The organism is Streptomyces sp. NPDC051320, from assembly GCF_040682175.1.
Taxonomy (GTDB): Bacteria; Actinomycetota; Actinomycetes; order Streptomycetales; family Streptomycetaceae; genus Streptomyces.
The window spans coordinates 84,716-103,592 of record NZ_JBFBAL010000010.1 but is presented as its reverse complement, the minus strand read 5'-3'; the positions used below and the strand labels follow the sequence as shown (position 1 = coordinate 103,592).

Genomic DNA, 18,877 nt, shown 5'->3' with positions numbered 1-18,877 from the left:
CGGCGTCATTCGCCTTTACCGGGAGGGGGCGTGCCCTGACGGTCGGATCCGCTCAGCGCACCTCGCGTACCTCGAAGGTGTCCAGGGCGAATTCCGCGACCCCGTCGTCGCCGACCTTGCGCAGGCCCACCCAGCTGTCACCTTCGGCGGGTGCGGTGAACTCGTAGGTCAGCGGGGTCGGTGCGGTGGCGACGGGCAGCGGTGTGCGGTCCAGTTCGCGGGCGGCGGGCTCGTCGACGCCGGTGATCCAGGCGTACTGGCCGGCGGTGTCGTTCTCGTATCGGAAGGAGACCCGGTAGCGCTTGCCGGCCTCGAAGCGGACGGTGTGCTGCACGGTGCGGTAGACCAGGCCGGTGTTCTCACCGCGGGACTTGAGCGTTTCGCCACCGTCGATGACGTCGTCGATGGCCTTGCCGTTCCAGCCGCGCTGGGTGAACGGCGCGTGCCGTTGGGCGATGTGGGTGCGCGGGTCCGTCGAGCCGCCGGCGTCTCCCTTGACGAAGACGCCCCAGCCGTGCGGGACGTGTTCGAAGTCCTCGAACGCGAGGGTGCCGGCCTGGTGGGTGTGCCCGCCGATGTCGCGCGCCGGGGTGATGCGGATGTTGTCGAAGCGCACCCGGGCTTCGCCCGGGGCGGCCCGCAGCGTGAGGTCGACCCGGCCGCCGCTCTCCGGCACGGTGAACCAGGTGAACATGGACTGGAAGCGGGAGCCGTGTTTGCGGTCGGCGGCGACGTAGTTGCCCGCGCAGGACACGTCGGTCCAGTTGGTGGCGGTGACTCCGTCGGCGGTACGGACTTCCAGTGCGGCCCGCCGCCGCTCCCCCGGTGTGCTGCCGACTTCGACCTGTACGGAAGCGGCGTAGGTGCCGGCGGGGAGTCGGCCGAGCCGCCGGCTGACGGCGGCGCCGGCACCGGCCCCGATGACCAGTTCGTAGTCGCCGAGCTCGTTGCGTACCACCGAGGCGGGGCCTTCGGTGTGCAGGCCGGTCAGTGAGCCGGAGTGGAAGCCGGGGTCGTACACCGGGGTGCCCTGCCCCCAGCGGGGTGCCGGCGGGGCGGCGGGCCGGTGGCGGTAGAGCACGTACGGCTGCCCGGGCTTCGCGTCCAGGGTGACCTTTCCGGAGCGGACCGGCAGGTCGCGCTCGTGTGTACGGCCCTGGTCGGTGAGCCGGTACAGGGAGACACGCGATGCGCCGGCCCAACCGCGCGGCAGTTGCCAGCTGCTGGTTCCGCCGTTCGGATTGTAGTGGTACAGCTTGGCCGGGTCGGTGGCGTTGCGCGGTTCCCAGGGCAGCAGGTAGCTGCCGCCCTGGTGGACGACCCGCCCGTCGGTGGTGATGCGCCGGGAGCCGTCCTGGTCGTCGACGACGGTCGCGGTGGGGCCGAAGAAGGTGATCTCGTGCTCGGTCCACCGTTTGATCGGGTACGCCTGGAGGTATTTCGCGGGCAGCGCGTCGGTCCACACGATGGTGTAGAAGGCGTCCCAGTCGGTCTTGCCGACCCAGCCCTCGAAGTTCCCCATCCGGCCGGCGCCGAGCAGGGTCGGCCATTTGTTGGCGAAGACGTCCTTCTGGTGGTTGCGGATGAAGCGGATCAGCCGGGAGTTGATGCCGCGTGAGGTGTCGCCGCCGTAGTCGGTCTCGTTGGCCCAGTGCGACCACAGTGACGAACGTTCGAGGCCGTGCCCCCATTCGCTGGAGACCAGCCAGCCCTGGTCGCGCAGGGCCAGCTGGAGGCGGTCGGAGTTCCAGCCGGACTCCCGGAAGACGTCCAGGTAGATGGTGTTGAGCGCCGGGTCGGTGTCGTCGCGGAGGTCCTGGAAGCGTTTGATGATGTCGCCGGAGACCAGGTCGCGCCGGGCGTCGATGCGGTAGGACTGGTCGAGCCAGTCCCACTGTTTGTCGTTCTTGTCGACGAGCTTCTCGGAGAAGGCGTGGGCCACCGGGTACGACTCGGTGGCGTTGACGTGTACGCCGAAGTCGCTGTTCCACTTGCGGCCCTCACGGACCAGCGTGTTCAGGTCGTCGAGGCCGCCGGCCCGCTTGTTGTAGTTGCCCGCATAGTCCGGGTGCGCCGAGTCGTGGCCCTCCGACTGGTAGCCCTTGAGCAGGGTGTACTGCCGCAGCCCGTCGGTGGCCAGCGAGATCCGTTTGACGTGGTCGAGGGTGGCGAGGAACGGGTTGGTGGCCTGCGAGGCGAAGTTGAACGGGATGTGCGGGACCACCCGCAGGTGGGTCTCGTCCGCGCCGAGCGGCGTCACCATGATGTCGCGGAAGGCGATGGCGGCGTCCTGCCAGTCGACCAGGCCGTCACCGTTGCGGTCCCGGGTGAGGATGACGGTCGCGTACGGCAGCGGTTCCGTGGCGTCGACGGGTGAGCCGGCCGCCCGGTGGGTCCACTGCCCGCAGCTGAGCCGTGCCTCGGCGAGGCCGTCCCGGTGCACGGTCTGCCGCCACAGCCTGCCGTTCTCCCAGGTGGTGCCCGCGGCGGAGGTCGGTTTGTCGTAGACCGTGTTGGTCTCGACGGCTCCGCCGACGCGGTCGTGCGCGACGACGGCGTATGCACAGCCGAGGGGGGCGGGGTCCGCCGGGGTCTGCGGGGTGAGCTGGACCAGGGTGTCGCCGCTCTTCGCCTTGTCGAGGTCGAGCCGGGCGGCCAGCAGGGTGGCGCCCGGCTGGTCGCTGCGTACGGAGAGGAAGGCGAGCCCGGGGATCTCCAGGGTGCCGACCCGAAGGGCGGCCGAGTCCGCTATCCGGGTGATCCGCCAGTGGCTCTGCCATCCGTCGACGCGGATCTCGGCCCGGATCTCGGTGCCGCCGTCGAAGCGCAGGATGTACGTGATCCGGTCGCGGCCGGGTCGCGCGGTGACGTCCGGGGTGTGCTCCGTCCCGTCGATCAGGACGGTGGTGACCGGGTCGGCCTGGCCGTGCAGCGACGCGCCGGTCTCTCTGTCGGTGTACGACACGATCCGCGGGAAGCGCCGGTCGACGCGGACGTCGAGGTCGCCGGAGCGCAGCACGGCCTCGGTCGCGGGCTCCGCTGCCCCGGCCCGCGGTGCGGCGAACGCCGCTCCGGCGCCGGCCAGCGCCGTGGCGGCCACAACGGTCCTGCGGCTGGGTCCTCGCTCTGCTGGGTACACGCTCGCTCCTCCATCGCGACGATCATCCGTGCACGTCACCATGGAGGAGCGCGGCGTATGCGCCTATGGACAAAGCGGGGAGAGATATTGGACTAACGGCCTGCGCGGCCCTACAGGGTGGCCGCGGCCGCTTTGATGTCGGCGGCGAAGGTGGACACCTGGCTGTACACGCCGGGGTAGCCGGGCTCGGCGCAGCCCTGGCCCCAGCTCACGATGCCGACCTGGATCCAGGCGCCGGTGTCGTCCTTGCGGAACATCGGGCCGCCGGAGTCCCCCTGGCAGCTGTCGACGCCGCCTTGGGCGACGTCGCCGGCGCAGATCTCGTCGCTCGGCGTGAGGTCCGACCCGTACGCCTTCTCGCACTGCGTGTCGGAGACGAAGGGGACGGTCGCCTTGCGCAGGTAGCGCTGCTGGTCGCCGTTCTCGCTCGTCGCGCCCCAGCCGGCGACGGTGAAGGTGCCCTTGTCGTAGTCCGTGCTGGTGGCGGTCTTCAGGGTCGGCAGGTTCAGCGGCTTGGACAGTTTGATCAGCGCCCAGTCCTTGCCCCGGCCGTCGTAGCCGGGGGCCTGGAGGACTTTGGTGGAGGTGACGTCAACGGCGTTCGGGCTCTGCAGGTCGACCGAGCCGGCGGTGGCGGTGATCGAGGTGTCGTTGCCCGTCCCCGACACGCAGTGCGCGGCGGTCAGGACTATGTCCTTGGCGTAGAGCGCGCCCCCGCATCCCATCGAGAGACGCACCATGAAGGGGAACTCGCCCTCGGCGGCGCGGGTGCCGCCGACGATGGGCTCCGGTGCGGCGGCCACGGCGGCGGTGGGCTGGAGGCTGACGGCGGCCAGTATGACGGCGCCGGCCGCGGCGGATCGTCTGACGGTGCGAAGCGTCCGGCGCAGGACTGCCCGGCCGGACCGGAGTCGGTCGGGCCGGGACCGGTCGGTCCGGGATCGGGCGGGCCGGGTCGGGTCGAAGAGTGTCCGGTTCAACGGGCTTCCTCTCATGGGGGGTATCGTTCCGGCGATCCGAAAAGGATCAGTCCCATAAGACTCGTCACTATCCGGCGATTCCGCCCGCCGTAGAGTGGGCCATGTGACGGACGACAGCGAGGTCGTGCACGGCTTTCCGCACCTGGAGACCGTGCGGGCGGCCATCACCGCACTGCACAAACGCCTCTCGTACGACGGCATCCGCAGCTACGCCCCGAGCGTCGCCCCGGCCGACGTCGCTTTTTCCGACCTGGACGACCTCCATTTGGGTGCACAGCGGGTGGCGCACGCGATGGTCCAGCATCTGCATCTGCCGGATGCCCGCATGATCGTGAGCTTTCGTGAGATGCACCATGCGGCGGGGGTCGAACTGGCGGCGGGGCCGGAGTACTTCATCGAGCTCAACAACCGTTTCCGCACGCACCGCAACGATATCGGCGCGGCGCTGGCCCATGAGGTCATGCATGTCCTGCTGCACCGGCTGGACCTGAGCTTCACCGGCACCCGGGACAACGAGATCCTCACCGACACCGCGACCACCTATCTGGGGGCGGGCTGGCTGCTGCTGGACGCATACCGCGAGGACGGGGTGTCCAGCCAGAAGCTGGGGTATCTCACCCCTGAGGAGTTCGGCTATGTGCTGGCCAAGCGAGCTCTGGCCTTCGACGAGGATCCGTCGATCTGGTTCACCAGCCCGCAGGCGTACACCGCGTACAACAAAGGCCTGGACCGGGCCCGTCAGGACAGCCGGCTGCCGCCGCTGGCCGCTGCGGGCTGGGTGGGCCGTCGTGCCTATGCCAAGAACCGCAAGTACGCGCTGGAGCACGGCAGTCACAGCCCGCCGCGCACCCCGTACGCCTTCGAAGAGGCCGGGAACGGACTGCGGGTCAGTTTCCCGTGTCCCACCTGCCAACAGCGCATCCGGGTGCCGGTGCGGGGGCGGGTGCGGGCGCGTTGCGGGTTGTGCGGGACGGTCCTCGACTGCGACACGTGAGGCTGCGACACCTGAGGCTGCGACACGTGAGGTGCCGGCTGCGGTGACCGGCCCGGGGCGCGGGAGGTGCTGAGCACGCTCCCGCGCCGACGGGCGTCGGGGTACGAAGGCCGGGCGCCTCTCAGGCGGCGGCCCGGCGGCCACCCTGGCCGCCGCGGCCCTGACCGCTGCGGCTCTGGGCACTGCGGCCCGCCGCGCTGCGGCCCTGGCCGCCCTGGCCCTGCCCCTGGCCGCCGCGGCGACCGCGGCTGCGGCCCGGCTGGCCGGCCGCCGCCGTGCCGCCCGCTGCGGGCCGGCTCGGCCGGGAACGGCGTTGCGGCTGGGTGGCCTGCTGCGGCACGTCGATGACGACGGCCACGCCGGAGGGCTCCCGCGCCCCGGTGATCCGGGTGAGCTCTTCGTCGCTGGACTTCAGCCGGGCGGTCCGCGGGGTGATACCGGCGTCCGACATCAGCCGGGTCATCTCCCGCTTCTGCTCCGGGAGCACCAGTGTGATGACGCTGCCGGACCCACCGGCGCGCGCGGTGCGCCCACCACGGTGGACGTAGTCCTTGTGGTCGGTCGGCGGGTCCACGTTGACGACCAGGTCGAGGTCGTCGATGTGGATGCCGCGGGCGGCGACGTTCGTCGCGACCAGGACGTTGACCAGACCGTTCTTGAACTGGTCGAGGGTACGGTTGCGCTGCGGCTGCGAACGGCCGCCGTGCAGTCCGCCCGCCCGTACGCCGCTGGCGAGCAGCCGCTTGACGAGCCGGTCCACCGAGCGCTTGGTGTCCAGGAAGAGGAGCACCCGGCCGTCGCGGGCCGCGATCCGGGTGGTGACGGCCTTCTTGTCGGTCTCGTCGGCGATGTAGAACACATGGTGGTCCATGGTGGTGACCGCACCGGCCGACGGGTCGACGGAGTGCACCACGGGGTCGGACAGGAACATCTTCACCAGGCGGTCGATGTTCTTGTCCAGGGTCGCCGAGAACAGCATCCGCTGTCCGCCGGGCTGCACCTGCTTGAGGAGTGCGGTGACCTGCGGCATGAAGCCCATGTCGGCCATCTGGTCGGCCTCGTCGAGCACGGTGATGCCTACCTGGTCGAGGCGGCAGTCGCCGCGCTCGATGAGGTCCTTGAGGCGGCCGGGGGTGGCCACGACCACTTCGGCGCCGCGGCGCAGCGCGCCGGACTGCCGGGAGATCGACATACCGCCGACGACGGTGGTCAGCCGAAGGTTCACCGAGGTGGCGTACGGCGTCAGCGCGTCGGTGACCTGCTGCGCGAGTTCCCGGGTGGGTACCAGGACGAGGGCCAGCGGTGCGCGCGGTTCGGCGCGTCGGCCGGCGACGCGGGCGAGCAGGGCGAGGCCGAAGGCGAGGGTCTTGCCGGATCCGGTGCGTCCGCGGCCCAGCAGGTCGCGGCCCGCGAGGGAGTTCGGCAGGGTGGCTGCCTGGATCGGGAAGGGGTCGGTGACGCCTTGTGATCCGAGGGTCTTCAGCAGGGCGGCGGGCATGTCCAGCTCGGCGAAGGCATCGACGGCGGGCAGCGCGGGGGTGATGGTGTCCGGCAGCGTGAATTCGGCAGGCCTGGGCGCTGCCTTGCGGGCCGGAGACTTTGCGGGGGCCTTGCCTCGGCCCCTCGGCGGACTGGTGCGTGCGGGGCGTGCCGGGCGTTCAGCGGAGCGGGTCATGCAGTTTTAGCCTTCCTGCCAGGTGTAGGACAGCACAAACCGGGACCCGCACCTTGGAGGTGCGGGCCCCGGTCAGCGAGGTACGCGTCCGACAATTAGGCCGGGACGATGTTCTCCGCCTGCGGGCCCTTCTGGCCCTGCGTGACGTCGAAGGAGACCTTCTGGCCCTCCTGGAGCTCACGGAAGCCCTGGGTGGCAATGTTGGAGTAGTGGGCGAAGACGTCGGCGCCGCCGCCGTCCTGCTCGATGAAGCCGAAGCCCTTTTCCGAGTTGAACCACTTCACGGTACCGGTGGCCATAACATTCTCCTCAACAGGTGCAGTGCCGGAAATTCGCACTTTACGAATTCCGCGTCGCCGCATTGAACCCCATCCGGAGAAAAGCCGGAAAACAATAATGCGCCTGTCGGAGCATTCCCGTCAGGCGCACATAAAGTTCATGGGTACCAAAACTGCAACAACGTCAGCCTAGCACGCTTGTCGCCCGGATGTGTGGACGCCTGGGGCCCACGTGTCGGCCGGGCGTTCCCGGGAACGGCACCCCGTTTCGTGTGCCACGTCAACTCGCCGAACAGTGGCGAGAGTTGACATGATCAAGCGGTCGGGCACGGGGTTCGAATCTTCGGATCCGTTCGGAGAACGTCGTGTCGCCCCCGACGGCGGACCTCGACCGGGGGTGGCGTGGCGGGGTCGTCTCCCCCACCGACGTTCACCCGTACGGGTTCGTCCCCGGGTGTCCCGCAGTCCTGGCACATCACCCTCCGCCAGTCCTGGCACATCACCCTCCGCGTGCCGGCGGGAAGTCCTGGCGGCCTAGGATTCGGGTCATGATCGCGGAAATGCAGTGCATAGTGCTGGACTGCCCCGACCCGGCCGGCCTGGCGGTGTTCTACCGGTCGGTGCTCGGCGGCACGGTCGACCGGCCCGATCCCCGCTGGTCGCCCGACGAGGACTGGTCGACGCTGCACACCACGTCCGGGCTGGTCCTGGCGTTCCAACGGGCCGAGAACCATCGGCCGCCGGCCTGGCCCGATCCCACTCGGCCCCAGCAGTTCCATCTGGACTTCGGCGTGCCGGACCTGGACCGGGCGGAGGTGGAGGTACTGGACGCGGGCGCCCATCTGCTCGACGACAGCGCTCAGGGGTGGCGGGTGTACGCGGACCCGGCGGGGCATCCGTTCTGCCTGGTCCGCCACTGATCCACGGCCGGTTACGCGGAGCGCTCGCCGGTGCTCCGCTCCACACAGAACTCATTGCCTTCGATGTCGGCCATGGTCGCCCAGCCGCGTCCGTCGGGCCTGCGGTGGTCCTCCACCAGGGTGGCGCCGAGCGCCAGCAGCCGTTCGACCTCTTCCTCCCGGGTGCGGTCGGTCGGCTGCAGATCCAGGTGAAGCCGGTTCTTCACCGACTTGGGCTCGGGAACCTGGATGAACAGCAGGCCGAAGCCGGGCGCCTGCACCAGCGCTTCCGGGTCCCCCGGCTTGTCCTCGTCGGTCAGCGGGATGTCGAGGACCTGGGCCCAGAAGCTGCCGAGCCGGTAGGCGTCGGCGCAGTCGACGGTCACATGGCGCACAAACGAAGTCATGATCGCCACTATGCCGCACCGTTCTCAGCGCCGTCAGTCCCTGCGCCGTCAGGGGCACGGGGCGCCGTCGGGGGCCGGGGAGAAGGTGACCACCGCGGTGCGGCCGTCGGCCCGCAGGACCCCCGGCGATTCGCCGGTCAGCAACGCGGCGTCGTGCGGTCCGAGTTCCGCTCCGGCTCCCTCGATGACCGCCGTCCCGTCGAGCGCGACGACCAGGACGGTCCCGCCGGGCGGTATGGACACGGTGAGCCGGCCGCGTACGACTGCGGTGAGCGCCTCGGTGAGCCCGGGGCGGTACATGACGTTGAAGTTGACCACCGGACCGTCGAGCAGGCGGCCGTGTGTCCGGGCGTCACCGGCGAAGTCCTGTGGCCGGAACCGCTCGCCGACCGTTCGCCGGACGCCGTCGACCGTGAGCTCCATGCCCGCGCCCTCGGCCACGGTGAGGGTCCGGGTGACGCCGGGGAAGGCGGAGAAGGGCCCGTCGTCCTTGACCTCGGCGAGGCTCACCCGCCAGGCGAAGTCGTCCATTCCGGCGCCCGGGGGCGCGGCGGCGATCTCCCGGGTGATTCCGCCGCCGTTCTTCCACCGCGTCGCCGTCCGGTCCGTGGCCCTCAGCAGCGTGACGGTCACGGTCGCACCGTCCCGTTGGCGCGGGCCGCTCTCAGCCAGGCCGGGAATTCGGACACCAGCCGGTCGTACAGCTCCGTGTCGGGGACCTTGCGGGGGTCGCTGCCCGCGTGGAAGAAACCGGCGTTGTCGATGGGTCTGCGGGCGGGCACCGCGAGTTCGTCGAGCTTGCGGAGGAAGTCGAACTGCTTGCTCGCCGGGTTTCCGAAGCCGATGAACTGCCAGAACAGCGGTAGCTTGGCCGCCTTGCAGACGTAGCGCTCGGCGGCGAGCTTGTTGATGGGGCCGCCGTCCGTCTGGAAGACCACCAGGGCCGGCGCGGTCGAGCCGCTGTCCAGGTAGTGGTCGATGACGGCGTCCATCGCCAGGTGGTAGCTGGTCTTCCCCATGTGCCCGAGGCTCGCGGCGATCTCGTTCACCCGCCCCTGATGGTTGCTGAGCGCCACGTGCTCCACCGCGTCGACCTCCGTGGAGAAGAAGACCACGGGGACGGTCCCGTCGTCGTCGAGATGGGCGGAGAGTCCCAGGACACGATCGGCGAGGGCCTGGACGCTGCCGTCGTCGTAGTACGGCTTCATCGAGCCCGAGTAGTCGATGACCAGGTAGACCGCGACCCGCTCACCGTGCAGGCCGTGCTTCTGCAGGGATATTCCGGCGCTCTTGTAGAGGCTGACGAGCGCGGGCGCCGTCTCCTGCATCTTCTGGAGGCTGATGGCCATGCGTCGCTCCCGCTCGGTCGTCCGGCCCGGGCCCGTTCGTCGGAGGGCCGGGGCGAGTTGAGCGTACGACACCGCCGGGACGCGCCACGGCGCCCACCCAGGGTCCGGTCGGGGACAGGGCAGACGCCGTGATCAGTTCCGCACCCCATTGTGCGGGACGTTCCGTGGAGCCGGTCAGACCACCAGTGCGCGGTCCGTCGGCTTGATCGGGGCATGCAGTTCGCTGGCGCCCGTGAGGAAACGGTCCACGCCGCGTGCCGCGGAGCGGCCCTCGGCGATCGCCCAGACGATCAGCGACTGGCCGCGGCCCGCGTCACCGGCAACGTACACCCCGGGGACATTGGTCGCGAAGTCGGCGTCGCGGGCGATGTTGCCGCGGGCGTCGAGCTCCAGGCCGAACTGCTGCACCAGGCCGTTGGCCTGGTCGGTGCCGGTGAAACCCATCGCGAGGGTGACCAGCTGCGCCGGGATCCGGCGCTCGGTGCCGGGCAGCTGTTCCAGCTTGCCGTCCTTGAACTCCACCTCGATGAGGTGCAGGGACTGGACGTTGCCGTCCTCGTCGCCCTCGAAGTGGGTGGTCGAGACGGCGTAGATCCGCTCGCCGCCCTCCTCGTGCGCGGAGGTGACCTTGTAGAGCATCGGGAAGGTCGGCCAGGGCTGACCCGGATTCCGCTCTTCGCCGGGCTTCGGCATGATCTCGAGCTGGGTGACCGATGCGGCGCCCTGACGGTGGGCGGTGCCCACGCAGTCCGCGCCGGTGTCACCGCCGCCGATGACCACCACATGCTTGCCCTCGGCGGTGATCGGGGCCACCGTGAGGTCGCCCTCCTGCACCTTGTTGGCGAGCGGCAGGTACTCCATGGCGAAGTGGATGCCGTTCAGCTCGCGGCCGGGTACCGGCAGGTCGCGGGAGACCGTGGCGCCGGCGGCGATGACCACCGCGTCGTACCTGCGGCGCAGCTTCGCGGCGTCGATGTCGCGGCCGATCTCGGTCTCGGTGCGGAACTTGGTGCCCTCCGCGCGCATCTGCTCGATGCGGCGGTTGATGTGCGACTTCTCCATCTTGAAGGCGGGGATGCCGTACCTGAGCAGTCCGCCGATGCGGTCGGCGCGCTCGTAGACGGCGACCGTGTGGCCTGCCCGGGTGAGCTGCTGGGCGGCGGCGAGACCCGCCGGTCCCGAGCCGATGACGGCGACCGTCTTGCCGGAGAGCCGCTCGGGCGGCTGCGGGGTGACGTCGCCGCTGTCCCAGGCCTTGTCGATGATGGAGACTTCGACGTTCTTGATGGTGACGGGCGGCTGGTTGATGCCCAGCACGCACGCCGACTCGCAGGGTGCGGGGCACAGCCGGCCGGTGAACTCCGGGAAGTTGTTGGTGGCGTGCAGCCGCTCGCTCGCCGCCGACCAGTCCTCGCGGTACGCGTAGTCGTTCCACTCCGGAATGAGGTTCCCGAGCGGACAGCCGTTGTGGCAGAACGGGATGCCGCAGTCCATGCAGCGGCCGGCCTGCTTGCTGACGATCGGGAGCAGCGAACCGGGAACGTAGACCTCGTTCCAGTCCTTCACCCGCTCCTCGACGGGGCGGGTCTGTGCGACCTCGCGGCCCGTGGTCAAAAAGCCCTTGGGGTCAGCCATTGGTCGCCGCCTCCATCATCTTCTCGGTGGTTTCGGTCTCCGAGAGACCTGCCAGCTCAGCGGCGTCCTTGGCGGCGAGCACTGCCTTGTAGGTGGTCGGGATGATCTTGCTGAAGCGGGTCACCGCGGTGTCCCAGTCGGCGAGGAGCTTCTCGGCCACGGTGGACGCGGTCTCCTCGTGGTGGCGGCGCACGACGTCGTGCAGCCACTGCCGGTCGGTGTCGTCGAGGGTCTCGATGGCGCCGACGTTGCCGACGTTCACGTTGTCGGGGTCGAGGTCGATAACGTACGCGACACCGCCGGACATTCCCGCCGCGAAGTTACGCCCGGTCTCGCCCAGCACCACGGCGTGGCCGCCGGTCATGTACTCGCAGCCGTGGTCGCCCACGCCTTCCGAGACGACCGTCGCGCCGGAGTTGCGGACGCAGAACCGCTCGCCGGTGCGGCCGCGGAGGAACAGCTCGCCGCCGGTGGCGCCGTAGGCGATGGTGTTGCCCGCGATGGTGGAGTACTCGGCGAGGTGGTCGGCGCCGCGGTCCGGGCGGACCACGACCCGGCCGCCGGAGAGGCCCTTGCCGACGTAGTCGTTGGCGTCGCCCTCCAGGCGGAGGGTCACGCCGTGCGGCACGAAGGCGCCGAACGACTGGCCCGCGGAGCCGGTGAAGGTGATGTCGATGGTGTCGTCGGGCAGTCCCGCGCCACCGAACTTCCTGGTCACCTCGTGGCCGAGCATGGTGCCGACGGTCCGGTTGATGTTGCGGATCGCGACCTGCGCGCGGACCGGCTGGGCGGCCTCGGCGGAGTCCGCGTCGAGGGCGTCGGCCGCGAGCTTGATCAGCTGGTTGTCGAGCGCCTTCTCCAGACCGTGGTCCTGCACGGTGACCTGGTGGCGTACGGCGCCCTCGGCCAGCTCCGGCACGAAGAACAGCGGCTCGAGGTTGAGCCCCTGCGCCTTCCAGTGGTTCACGGCCCGCTCGGTGTCGAGGAGCTCGGCGTGGCCGACGGCCTCCTCGACGGTGCGGAAGCCCAGCTCGGCGAGGAGTTCGCGGACCTCTTCGGCGATGAACCGGAAGAAGTTGACGATGTACTCGGCCTTGCCGGAGAACCGGTCGCGCAGCACCGGGTTCTGGGTGGCGATGCCGACCGGGCAGGTGTCGAGGTGGCAGACGCGCATCATGACGCAGCCGGAGACGACGAGGGGCGCGGTCGCGAAACCGAACTCCTCGGCGCCGAGCAGCGCGGCGATGATGACGTCACGGCCGGTCTTCAGCTGGCCGTCGGTCTGTACGACGATGCGGTCGCGCAGGCCGTTCAGCAGCAGGGTCTGCTGGGTCTCGGCGAGGCCGAGCTCCCAGGGGCCGCCGGCGTGCTTCAGCGAGGTGAGCGGGGACGCGCCGGTGCCGCCGTCGTGGCCGGAGATCAGCACGACGTCCGCGTGCGCCTTGGAGACGCCGGCGGCGACGGTGCCGACGCCGACCTCGGAGACCAGCTTGACGTGAATCCGCGCCTGCGGGTTCGCGTTCTTGAGGTCGTGGATCAGCTGGGCCAGGTCCTCGATGGAGTAGATGTCGTGGTGCGGCGGCGGGGAGATCAGGCCGACACCGGGGGTGGAGTGCCGGGTCTTGGCGACCCAGGGGTACACCTTGTGGCCGGGCAGCTGACCGCCCTCGCCGGGCTTGGCGCCCTGGGCCATCTTGATCTGGATGTCGTCCGCGTTGACCAGGTACTCCGAGGTCACACCGAAGCGGCCGGAGGCGACCTGCTTGATGGACGAGCGGCGTGCCGGGTCGTAGAGCCGGTCGGCGTCCTCGCCGCCCTCGCCGGTGTTGGACTTGCCGCCCAGCTGGTTCATGGCGATGGCGAGGGTCTCGTGCGCCTCCTTGGAGATGGAGCCGTACGACATGGCGCCGGTGGAGAAGCGCTTGACGATCTCGGAGACGGGCTCGACCTCGTCGATGGAGATCGGCTCGCGATCCGACTTGAAGCCGAAGAGCCCGCGGAGCGTCATGAGCCGCTCGGACTGCTCGTTCACCCGGTCCGTGTACTTCTTGAAGATGTCGTACCGGCGCGAGCGCGCGGCGTGCTGGAGCCGGAAGACCGTCTCGGGGTCGAAGAGGTGCGGCTCGCCCTCGCGGCGCCACTGGTACTCGCCACCGATCTCCAGCTTGCGGTGCGAGGCGGAGATGCCGGAGGCGGGGTACGCCTTGGCGTGCCGGGCGGCGACCTCGGTGGCGACGACGTCCAGGCCGGCGCCGCCGATCTTGGTGGCGGTGCCGTTGAAGTAGGTGTCGACGAAGGACTGGTCGAGGCCGACGGCTTCGAACACCTGGGCGCCGCGGTAGGAGGCGACGGTCGAGATGCCCATCTTGGACATGACCTTCAGGACGCCCTTGCCGAGCGCGTAGATCAGGTTGCGGATGGCCTGCTCGGCGTCCAGGCCCTCGATGAAGGTGCCCGCGCGGACCAGGTCCTCGACGGATTCCATGGCGAGGTAGGGGTTGACCGCGGCGGCGCCGTAGCCGATCAGCAGGGCGACGTGGTGGACCTCGCGTACGTCACCGGCCTCGACCAGCAGGCCCACCTGGGTGCGCTGCTTGGTGCGGATGAGGTGGTGGTGGACGGCGGAGGTGAGCAGCAGCGAAGGAATCGGTGCGTGTTCGGCGTCCGAATGCCGGTCGGAGAGGACGATCAGCCGGGCGCCCGCCTCGATGGCGGCGTCCGTCTCGTCGCAGATCTCCTTCAGCCGGGCGGCGAGGGCGTCGCCACCGCCGCCGACCCGGTAGAGGCCGGCCAGGGTGGCGGCCTTCATGCCGGGCATGTCGCCGTCGGCGTTGATGTGTATGAGCTTGGCCAGCTCGTCGTTGTCGATCACCGGGAAGGGCAGCGTCACACTGCGGCAGGCGGCCGCCGTGGGCTCCAGGATGTTGCCGGCGGGGCCGACGGTGGAGCGCAGGGAGGTGACGAGTTCCTCGCGGATGGCGTCCAGCGGCGGGTTGGTGACCTGGGCGAAGAGCTGGGTGAAGTAGTCGAAGAGCAGCCGGGGGCGCTCGGAGAGCGCGGCGATGGGGGAGTCGGTGCCCATGGAGCCCAGCGGTTCACCGGAGGTGCGGGCCATCGACGCCAGAATGACGCGCAGCTCTTCCTCGGTGTAGCCGAAGGTCTGCTGGCGGCGGGTGACCGAGGCGTGGGTGTGCACGATGTGTTCGCGCTCGGGGAGGTCCTCGAGCTCGATCTCGCCGGTCTCCAGCCATTCCTCGTACGGCTGCTCGGCGGCGAGCGAGGCCTTGATCTCGTCGTCCTCGATGATGCGGTGCTCGGCGGTGTCGACCAGGAACATCCGGCCGGGCTGCAGGCGGCCCTTGCGGACGACCTTGGCGGGGTCGATGTCCAGGACGCCGACCTCGGAGGAGAGCACGACGAGGCCGTCGTCGGTGACCCAGTAGCGGCCGGGTCGCAGACCGTTGCGGTCGAGGACCGCGCCGACCTGGGTGCCGTCGGTGAAGGTGACGCAGGCCGGGCCGTCCCAGGGCTCCATCATCGTGGAGTGGTACTGGTAGAAGGCGCGGCGGGCCGGGTCCATCGAGTCGTGGTTCTCCCACGCCTCGGGGACCATCATCAGCACCGAGTGCGGGAGCGAGCGGCCGCCGAGGTGGAGCAGCTCGAGGACCTCGTCGAAGGAGGCGGAGTCCGATGCGTCCGGGGTGCAGACGGGGAAGATCCGGTCCAGCTTCTCGGTCCCGAAGAGGTGGGAGGCCAGCTGGGACTCACGGGCCTTCATCCAGTTGCGGTTGCCCTTGACCGTGTTGATCTCGCCGTTGTGCGCGACGAAGCGGTACGGGTGGGCCAGCGGCCAGCTGGGGAAGGTGTTGGTCGAGAAGCGCGAGTGCACCAGGGCGATGGTGGTGGCGAAGCGGCGGTCGGAGAGGTCCGGGAAGAACGGCTCCAGCTGCCCGGTGGTGAGCATGCCCTTGTAGACGATGGTGCGGGCGGAGAGCGAGGGGAAGTACACCCCGGCTTCGCGCTCGGCACGCTTGCGCAGGACGAACGCCTTGCGGTCGAGCGCGATGCCCGTGGCGGGGGCAGCGTCCCGGCCTGCGGCCGTGTCGGTGACAGCGTCGTCGGTGACGAAGAGCTGGCGGAACTCGGGCATGGTGACGCGGGCGCCGTTGCCGAGGAGGTCCGGCGTGACGGGGACCTCGCGCCAGCCGAGGACGGTGAGGCCCTCTTCGGCCGCGATCGTCTCAATCCGCGAGACGGCGGCGGGGGTCTCGTCGAGCGGCAGGAAGGCCGTGCCGACGGCGTACGCACCCGCTTCGGGGAGCTCGAAGCCGGCGACCTCGCGGAGGAAGGTGTCCGGTACCTGGAGCAGAATTCCCGCACCGTCACCGGAGTCCGGCTCGGAGCCGGTGGCGCCGCGGTGTTCGAGATTGCGCAGTACGGTCAGCGCCTGTTCGACCAGCTCATGGCTGGCCACACCGGTAAGAGTGGCCACGAACCCGACACCGCAGGCGTCGTGTTCGTTGCGGGGGTCGTACATCCCCTGCTGGGCGGGGCGACCGTCCATGGGCGACCAGGCGTGGATGCGCATCGGCTCTCCCGTCGTCGTCGTGGCATAGGCAAGTGCGTTGGGACGACGTTGGCCCTCTGCGAAATTTCGAGCAGGTTACATGATGGAGCGGTTCTCGAAAAGCGGATGAATCATTCCAACATGCGGACACCGTGGGTGCGGTGGGGGTGGGGCTCAAGGGGTCGGACAGGGTGACTGTCGGCCCGGAATCGTCGACCCGAAGCGGAGTGGGCGTCATTGCCCTCGGCGCCTCCGCCTTATGCCCGCAGGGCAGCTGCTCGAAACCGTCGGGTAACCGACGAGTTATCGACTAATTATGTAGCGCCTTGCATAGTGTCTCATCCTACGGCGGTGCCGAACAGTGCCCCGAGGGCGTAGGTGATGCCGGCGGCCGCTCCTCCCAGTGTGAGCTGCCGGAGTCCGCTGTACCACCAGGAGCGGGCAGTGACCCTCGCCACTACCGCACCGCACCCGAAGAGCCCGATCAGCGCGAGCAGCAGGGCGGGCCAGAGCGTACTGGCGCCGAGGAGGTAGGGCAGCAGCGGCAGCAGGGCGCCCAGCCCGAAGGCCCCGAAGGAGGACAGCGCCGCGACGAGCGGGGAGGGCAGCTCGTCGGGGTCGATGCCGAGCTCTTCCCTGGCATGGATCTCGAGGGCCTGCTCGGGGTCTCTGGACAGCTGCTCGGCCACCGCGGCGGCCAGCTCGGGCTCCACGCCACGCGATACGTAGAGCTCGGCGAGTTCTCTCATCTCGTCCAGCGGGTGCTTGCGCAGTTCTCGCCGTTCGACGGCCAGCTCGGCCTCGACCAGTTCGCGCTGGGACGCCACCGAGGTGTACTCACCGGCGGCCATCGAGAAGGCACCGGCCGCCAGCCCGGCGAGCCCGGTGATCACGAGGGTGCGGTGCGAGACGTCACCGCCCGCGACACCCGTCATCAGGGCGAGGTTGGAGACCAGACCGTCCATGGCGCCGAAGACGGCCGGGCGCAGCCATCCGCCGTTGACGTCGCGATGGGTGTGATTGTCGCGATGCGCCACATGCAGCGTCGCCTCGTTCTCCATGATGGACATCGGTCCAGGCCCCCTCTTCCGTTCATCGACAAGCTCGAAAGTACGCACCAAAAGCACCTCCCGCCAGCAAGGAAGGCCGTACTTACCAAGGCGGGAGAGGCCCCGAACGGCACTTCTCCGACCCCGTCGGAAGCGCCTTCGAGAGATGGATCACACGGCGATCTCATTGACGGCCGAGGAACCTGTGAGCACCGTCTGTAAACGTTTCCGGTTCAGCCGGTCAGGGGCAGCCATGTCGCACAACGGGCCACCGACCATCGTGTCGATCGCCGAGCGCGCAGGGGTTTCCATCGCGTCCGTCTCCCGGGTGCTCAACGGGATGAGCACCCGCCCGGCAACCGTCCAGAAGGTCGAGCGCGCGGTGGCGGAGCCCGGTTACGTGCCGAACGCGGTCGCCCGTTCCCTCAAGGGCGGCAGGGCCCGGCAGCTGACCTTCGCGATGGAGGACATCGGGGACCCGGTGTACGGGGCGATGGTCCGCGGGTTCGGCCAGTGCGTCCTCGACCGCTACCAGCGCTGACGTCTCCCGCGACGGCCGGCGGGGCTGCCACGGGGGTCGGCGCACGCTTGAGTTGGCGGGGTGCGATCGCCGGGGCTGGCGCCCGTCGCCCTCTTCTGGGGCTCCGCCCCAGACCCCGCTCCTCAAACGCCGGAGGGGCTGGATTTTGCCCTGCGGGGTCATATCCCCACGGAGGCTGGCCCGGCAGGGGTTGCCCCGCGGGGGTGCGCCGGCAACAAGGGTCACCCCGCGGAGGGGGTCTCGGCAGGGTTGCCCCCGGCGGGATGAACACCGCGGGGGTGGCGTCCGCAGGCCACCCCCGCACGGGGTCAGGCCTGGTCGGCCTTGGCTTCTGCCTTGGTTTCGGCTGGGGGGGTGGTGTCCGGGTCGGATTCCGGCTCGGCGGGGTCGGGGCCCGCGTCGGGCTCCGGGGTGGCCTCGGCGTCGGGCTCGGACCCCTCGGCCGCTTCAGCGGCCCCCGCGGCCCCCGCGGCGGGTTCCACGATCGGCTCGCGGCCCGGGCGCAGCTTCGACGAGATGACGAAGTAGGACACCGCGAGCAGGAACACGATCATCGCGGTCCAGTCGTTGAGCCGCACCCCGAGAATGTGGTGTGCGTCGTCGACCCGCATGTACTCGATCCAGCCGCGTCCGACGCAGTAGGAGGCGACGTACAGGGCGAAGGCCCGGCCGTGGCCGAGCTTGAAGCGGCGGTCCGCCCAGATGACGAGCAGCCCGACACCGACGCACCAGAGCGACTCGTAGAGGAACGTCGGGTGGTAGGTCCCGGCGACACGGTCCGGGCCGGCGCTGATCTTGAGCGCCCACGGCAGGTCCGTCCGCTTGCCGTACAGCTCCTGGTTGAACCAGTTCCCCCAGCGGCCGATGGCCTGGGCGAAGGCGAGGCCGGGTGCCAGCGTGTCGGCCCAGGCCGGCAGCGGGATGCCGCGACGGCGGCAGCCGATCCAGGCTCCGACCGCGCCGAGCGCGACCGCGCCCCAGATACCGAGGCCGCCCTCCCAGATCTTGAAAGCGTTGACCCAGTCCCGGCCGTCGGTGAAGTACAGCTCATAGTCGGTGATGACGTGGTAGAGCCGCCCGCCGACCAGCCCGAAGGGCACGGCCCACACGGCGATGTCGGCCACGGTGCCGGCGTTGCCGCCCCGGGCGACCCAGCGCTTGTTGCCGTACCAGACGGCGACGAAGACACCGATGATGATGCAGAACGCATAGCCGCGCAGCGGAATCGGTCCGAGGTGGACCACGCCGGTCGACGGACTGGGGATGAAGGCAAGGTTCATGGCACCGTCGACGCTACCTTGCCGGGCGGGGCAGGGGGCAACCCACCCGGCAACGTAGTGATAACGAGGGGCGACCGAACGGCG

12 protein-coding genes and 2 pseudogenes are annotated in these 18,877 nt (G+C 69.9%); 3 read left to right on the top strand and 11 right to left on the bottom strand.

Annotated features, from left to right (window positions below; all coding sequences use genetic code 11):
- Positions 1-52: 52 nt before the first annotated feature.
- Both AB0M87_RS22480 and AB0M87_RS22475 read right to left on the bottom strand, forming a co-directional pair.
- Positions 53-3,181 (bottom strand): endo-alpha-N-acetylgalactosaminidase family protein, encoded by a 3,129-nt coding sequence (locus AB0M87_RS22480; RefSeq protein WP_365855597.1) that lies wholly within the window; start codon positions 3,179-3,181, stop codon positions 53-55.
- Positions 3,182-3,249: 68 nt separating this feature from the next.
- Positions 3,250-4,029: a serine protease gene (locus tag AB0M87_RS22475; RefSeq protein ID WP_365855938.1), complete on the bottom strand. Its 780-nt coding sequence runs from the start codon at positions 4,027-4,029 to the stop codon at positions 3,250-3,252.
- Positions 4,030-4,222: 193 nt separating this feature from the next.
- On the opposite strand from AB0M87_RS22475, the gene AB0M87_RS22470 reads away from it, so the two are divergent.
- Positions 4,223-5,113 (top strand): hypothetical protein, encoded by an 891-nt coding sequence (locus AB0M87_RS22470; RefSeq protein WP_365855595.1) that lies wholly within the window; start codon positions 4,223-4,225, stop codon positions 5,111-5,113.
- A 121-nt stretch (positions 5,114-5,234) separates the two neighbouring features.
- On the opposite strand, the gene AB0M87_RS22465 is transcribed toward AB0M87_RS22470, so the two are convergent.
- Together AB0M87_RS22465 and AB0M87_RS22460 are read right to left on the bottom strand one after the other, a co-directional pair.
- On the bottom strand, positions 5,235-6,788 hold the full coding sequence (locus tag AB0M87_RS22465; protein ID WP_365855593.1) for a DEAD/DEAH box helicase: 1,554 nt from the start codon (positions 6,786-6,788) through the stop codon (positions 5,235-5,237).
- A gap of 95 nt (positions 6,789-6,883) precedes the next feature.
- A complete protein-coding gene (locus AB0M87_RS22460; RefSeq protein WP_015607926.1) occupies positions 6,884-7,087 on the bottom strand; it encodes a cold-shock protein in 204 nt (67 codons plus the stop codon).
- A gap of 527 nt (positions 7,088-7,614) precedes the next feature.
- On the opposite strand from AB0M87_RS22460, the gene AB0M87_RS22455 reads away from it, so the two are divergent.
- Complete coding sequence (locus AB0M87_RS22455; RefSeq protein ID WP_365855591.1) at positions 7,615-7,986, top strand: VOC family protein; 372 nt, start codon at positions 7,615-7,617, stop codon at positions 7,984-7,986.
- 14 nt (positions 7,987-8,000) lie between these two features.
- On the opposite strand, the pseudogene AB0M87_RS22450 reads toward AB0M87_RS22455, so the two are convergent.
- The 6 genes and pseudogenes from AB0M87_RS22450 to AB0M87_RS22425 all read right to left on the bottom strand — a co-directional run.
- Positions 8,001-8,372: pseudogene (locus tag AB0M87_RS22450) on the bottom strand (VOC family protein); the annotation flags it as partial.
- Positions 8,373-8,420: 48 nt separating this feature from the next.
- Positions 8,421-9,005, bottom strand: a complete 585-nt coding sequence (locus tag AB0M87_RS22445) for a HutD family protein (protein ID WP_365855589.1) — start codon at positions 9,003-9,005, stop codon at positions 8,421-8,423.
- The gene (locus tag AB0M87_RS22440) at positions 9,002-9,721 is read right to left on the bottom strand and encodes a VWA domain-containing protein (RefSeq protein ID WP_365855587.1); all 720 of its coding nucleotides are present in this window, start codon (positions 9,719-9,721) and stop codon (positions 9,002-9,004) included. The genes AB0M87_RS22445 and AB0M87_RS22440 overlap by 4 nt, the downstream gene beginning before the upstream one ends.
- Positions 9,722-9,895: 174 nt before the next feature.
- On the bottom strand, positions 9,896-11,356 hold the full coding sequence (locus tag AB0M87_RS22435) for a glutamate synthase subunit beta (protein ID WP_365855585.1): 1,461 nt from the start codon (positions 11,354-11,356) through the stop codon (positions 9,896-9,898).
- Positions 11,349-15,944, bottom strand: a complete 4,596-nt coding sequence (gene gltB / locus AB0M87_RS22430; protein WP_365855583.1) for a glutamate synthase large subunit — start codon at positions 15,942-15,944, stop codon at positions 11,349-11,351. The genes AB0M87_RS22435 and gltB overlap by 8 nt, the downstream gene beginning before the upstream one ends.
- Before the next feature lie 317 nt (positions 15,945-16,261).
- Entirely contained in the window at positions 16,262-16,993 is a 732-nt protein-coding gene (locus AB0M87_RS22425; RefSeq protein ID WP_365855581.1) for a VIT1/CCC1 transporter family protein, read from the bottom strand.
- A gap of 232 nt (positions 16,994-17,225) precedes the next feature.
- Between AB0M87_RS22425 and AB0M87_RS22420 the strand changes: the two are divergent.
- A pseudogene (locus AB0M87_RS22420) lies at positions 17,226-17,474 on the top strand (LacI family DNA-binding transcriptional regulator); the annotation flags it as partial.
- A 347-nt stretch (positions 17,475-17,821) separates the two neighbouring features.
- Here the strand turns inward: AB0M87_RS22420 and lgt are convergent.
- The gene (lgt, locus tag AB0M87_RS22415) at positions 17,822-18,793 is read right to left on the bottom strand and encodes a prolipoprotein diacylglyceryl transferase (protein WP_365855579.1); all 972 of its coding nucleotides are present in this window, start codon (positions 18,791-18,793) and stop codon (positions 17,822-17,824) included.
- Positions 18,794-18,877: the final 84 nt, after the last annotated feature.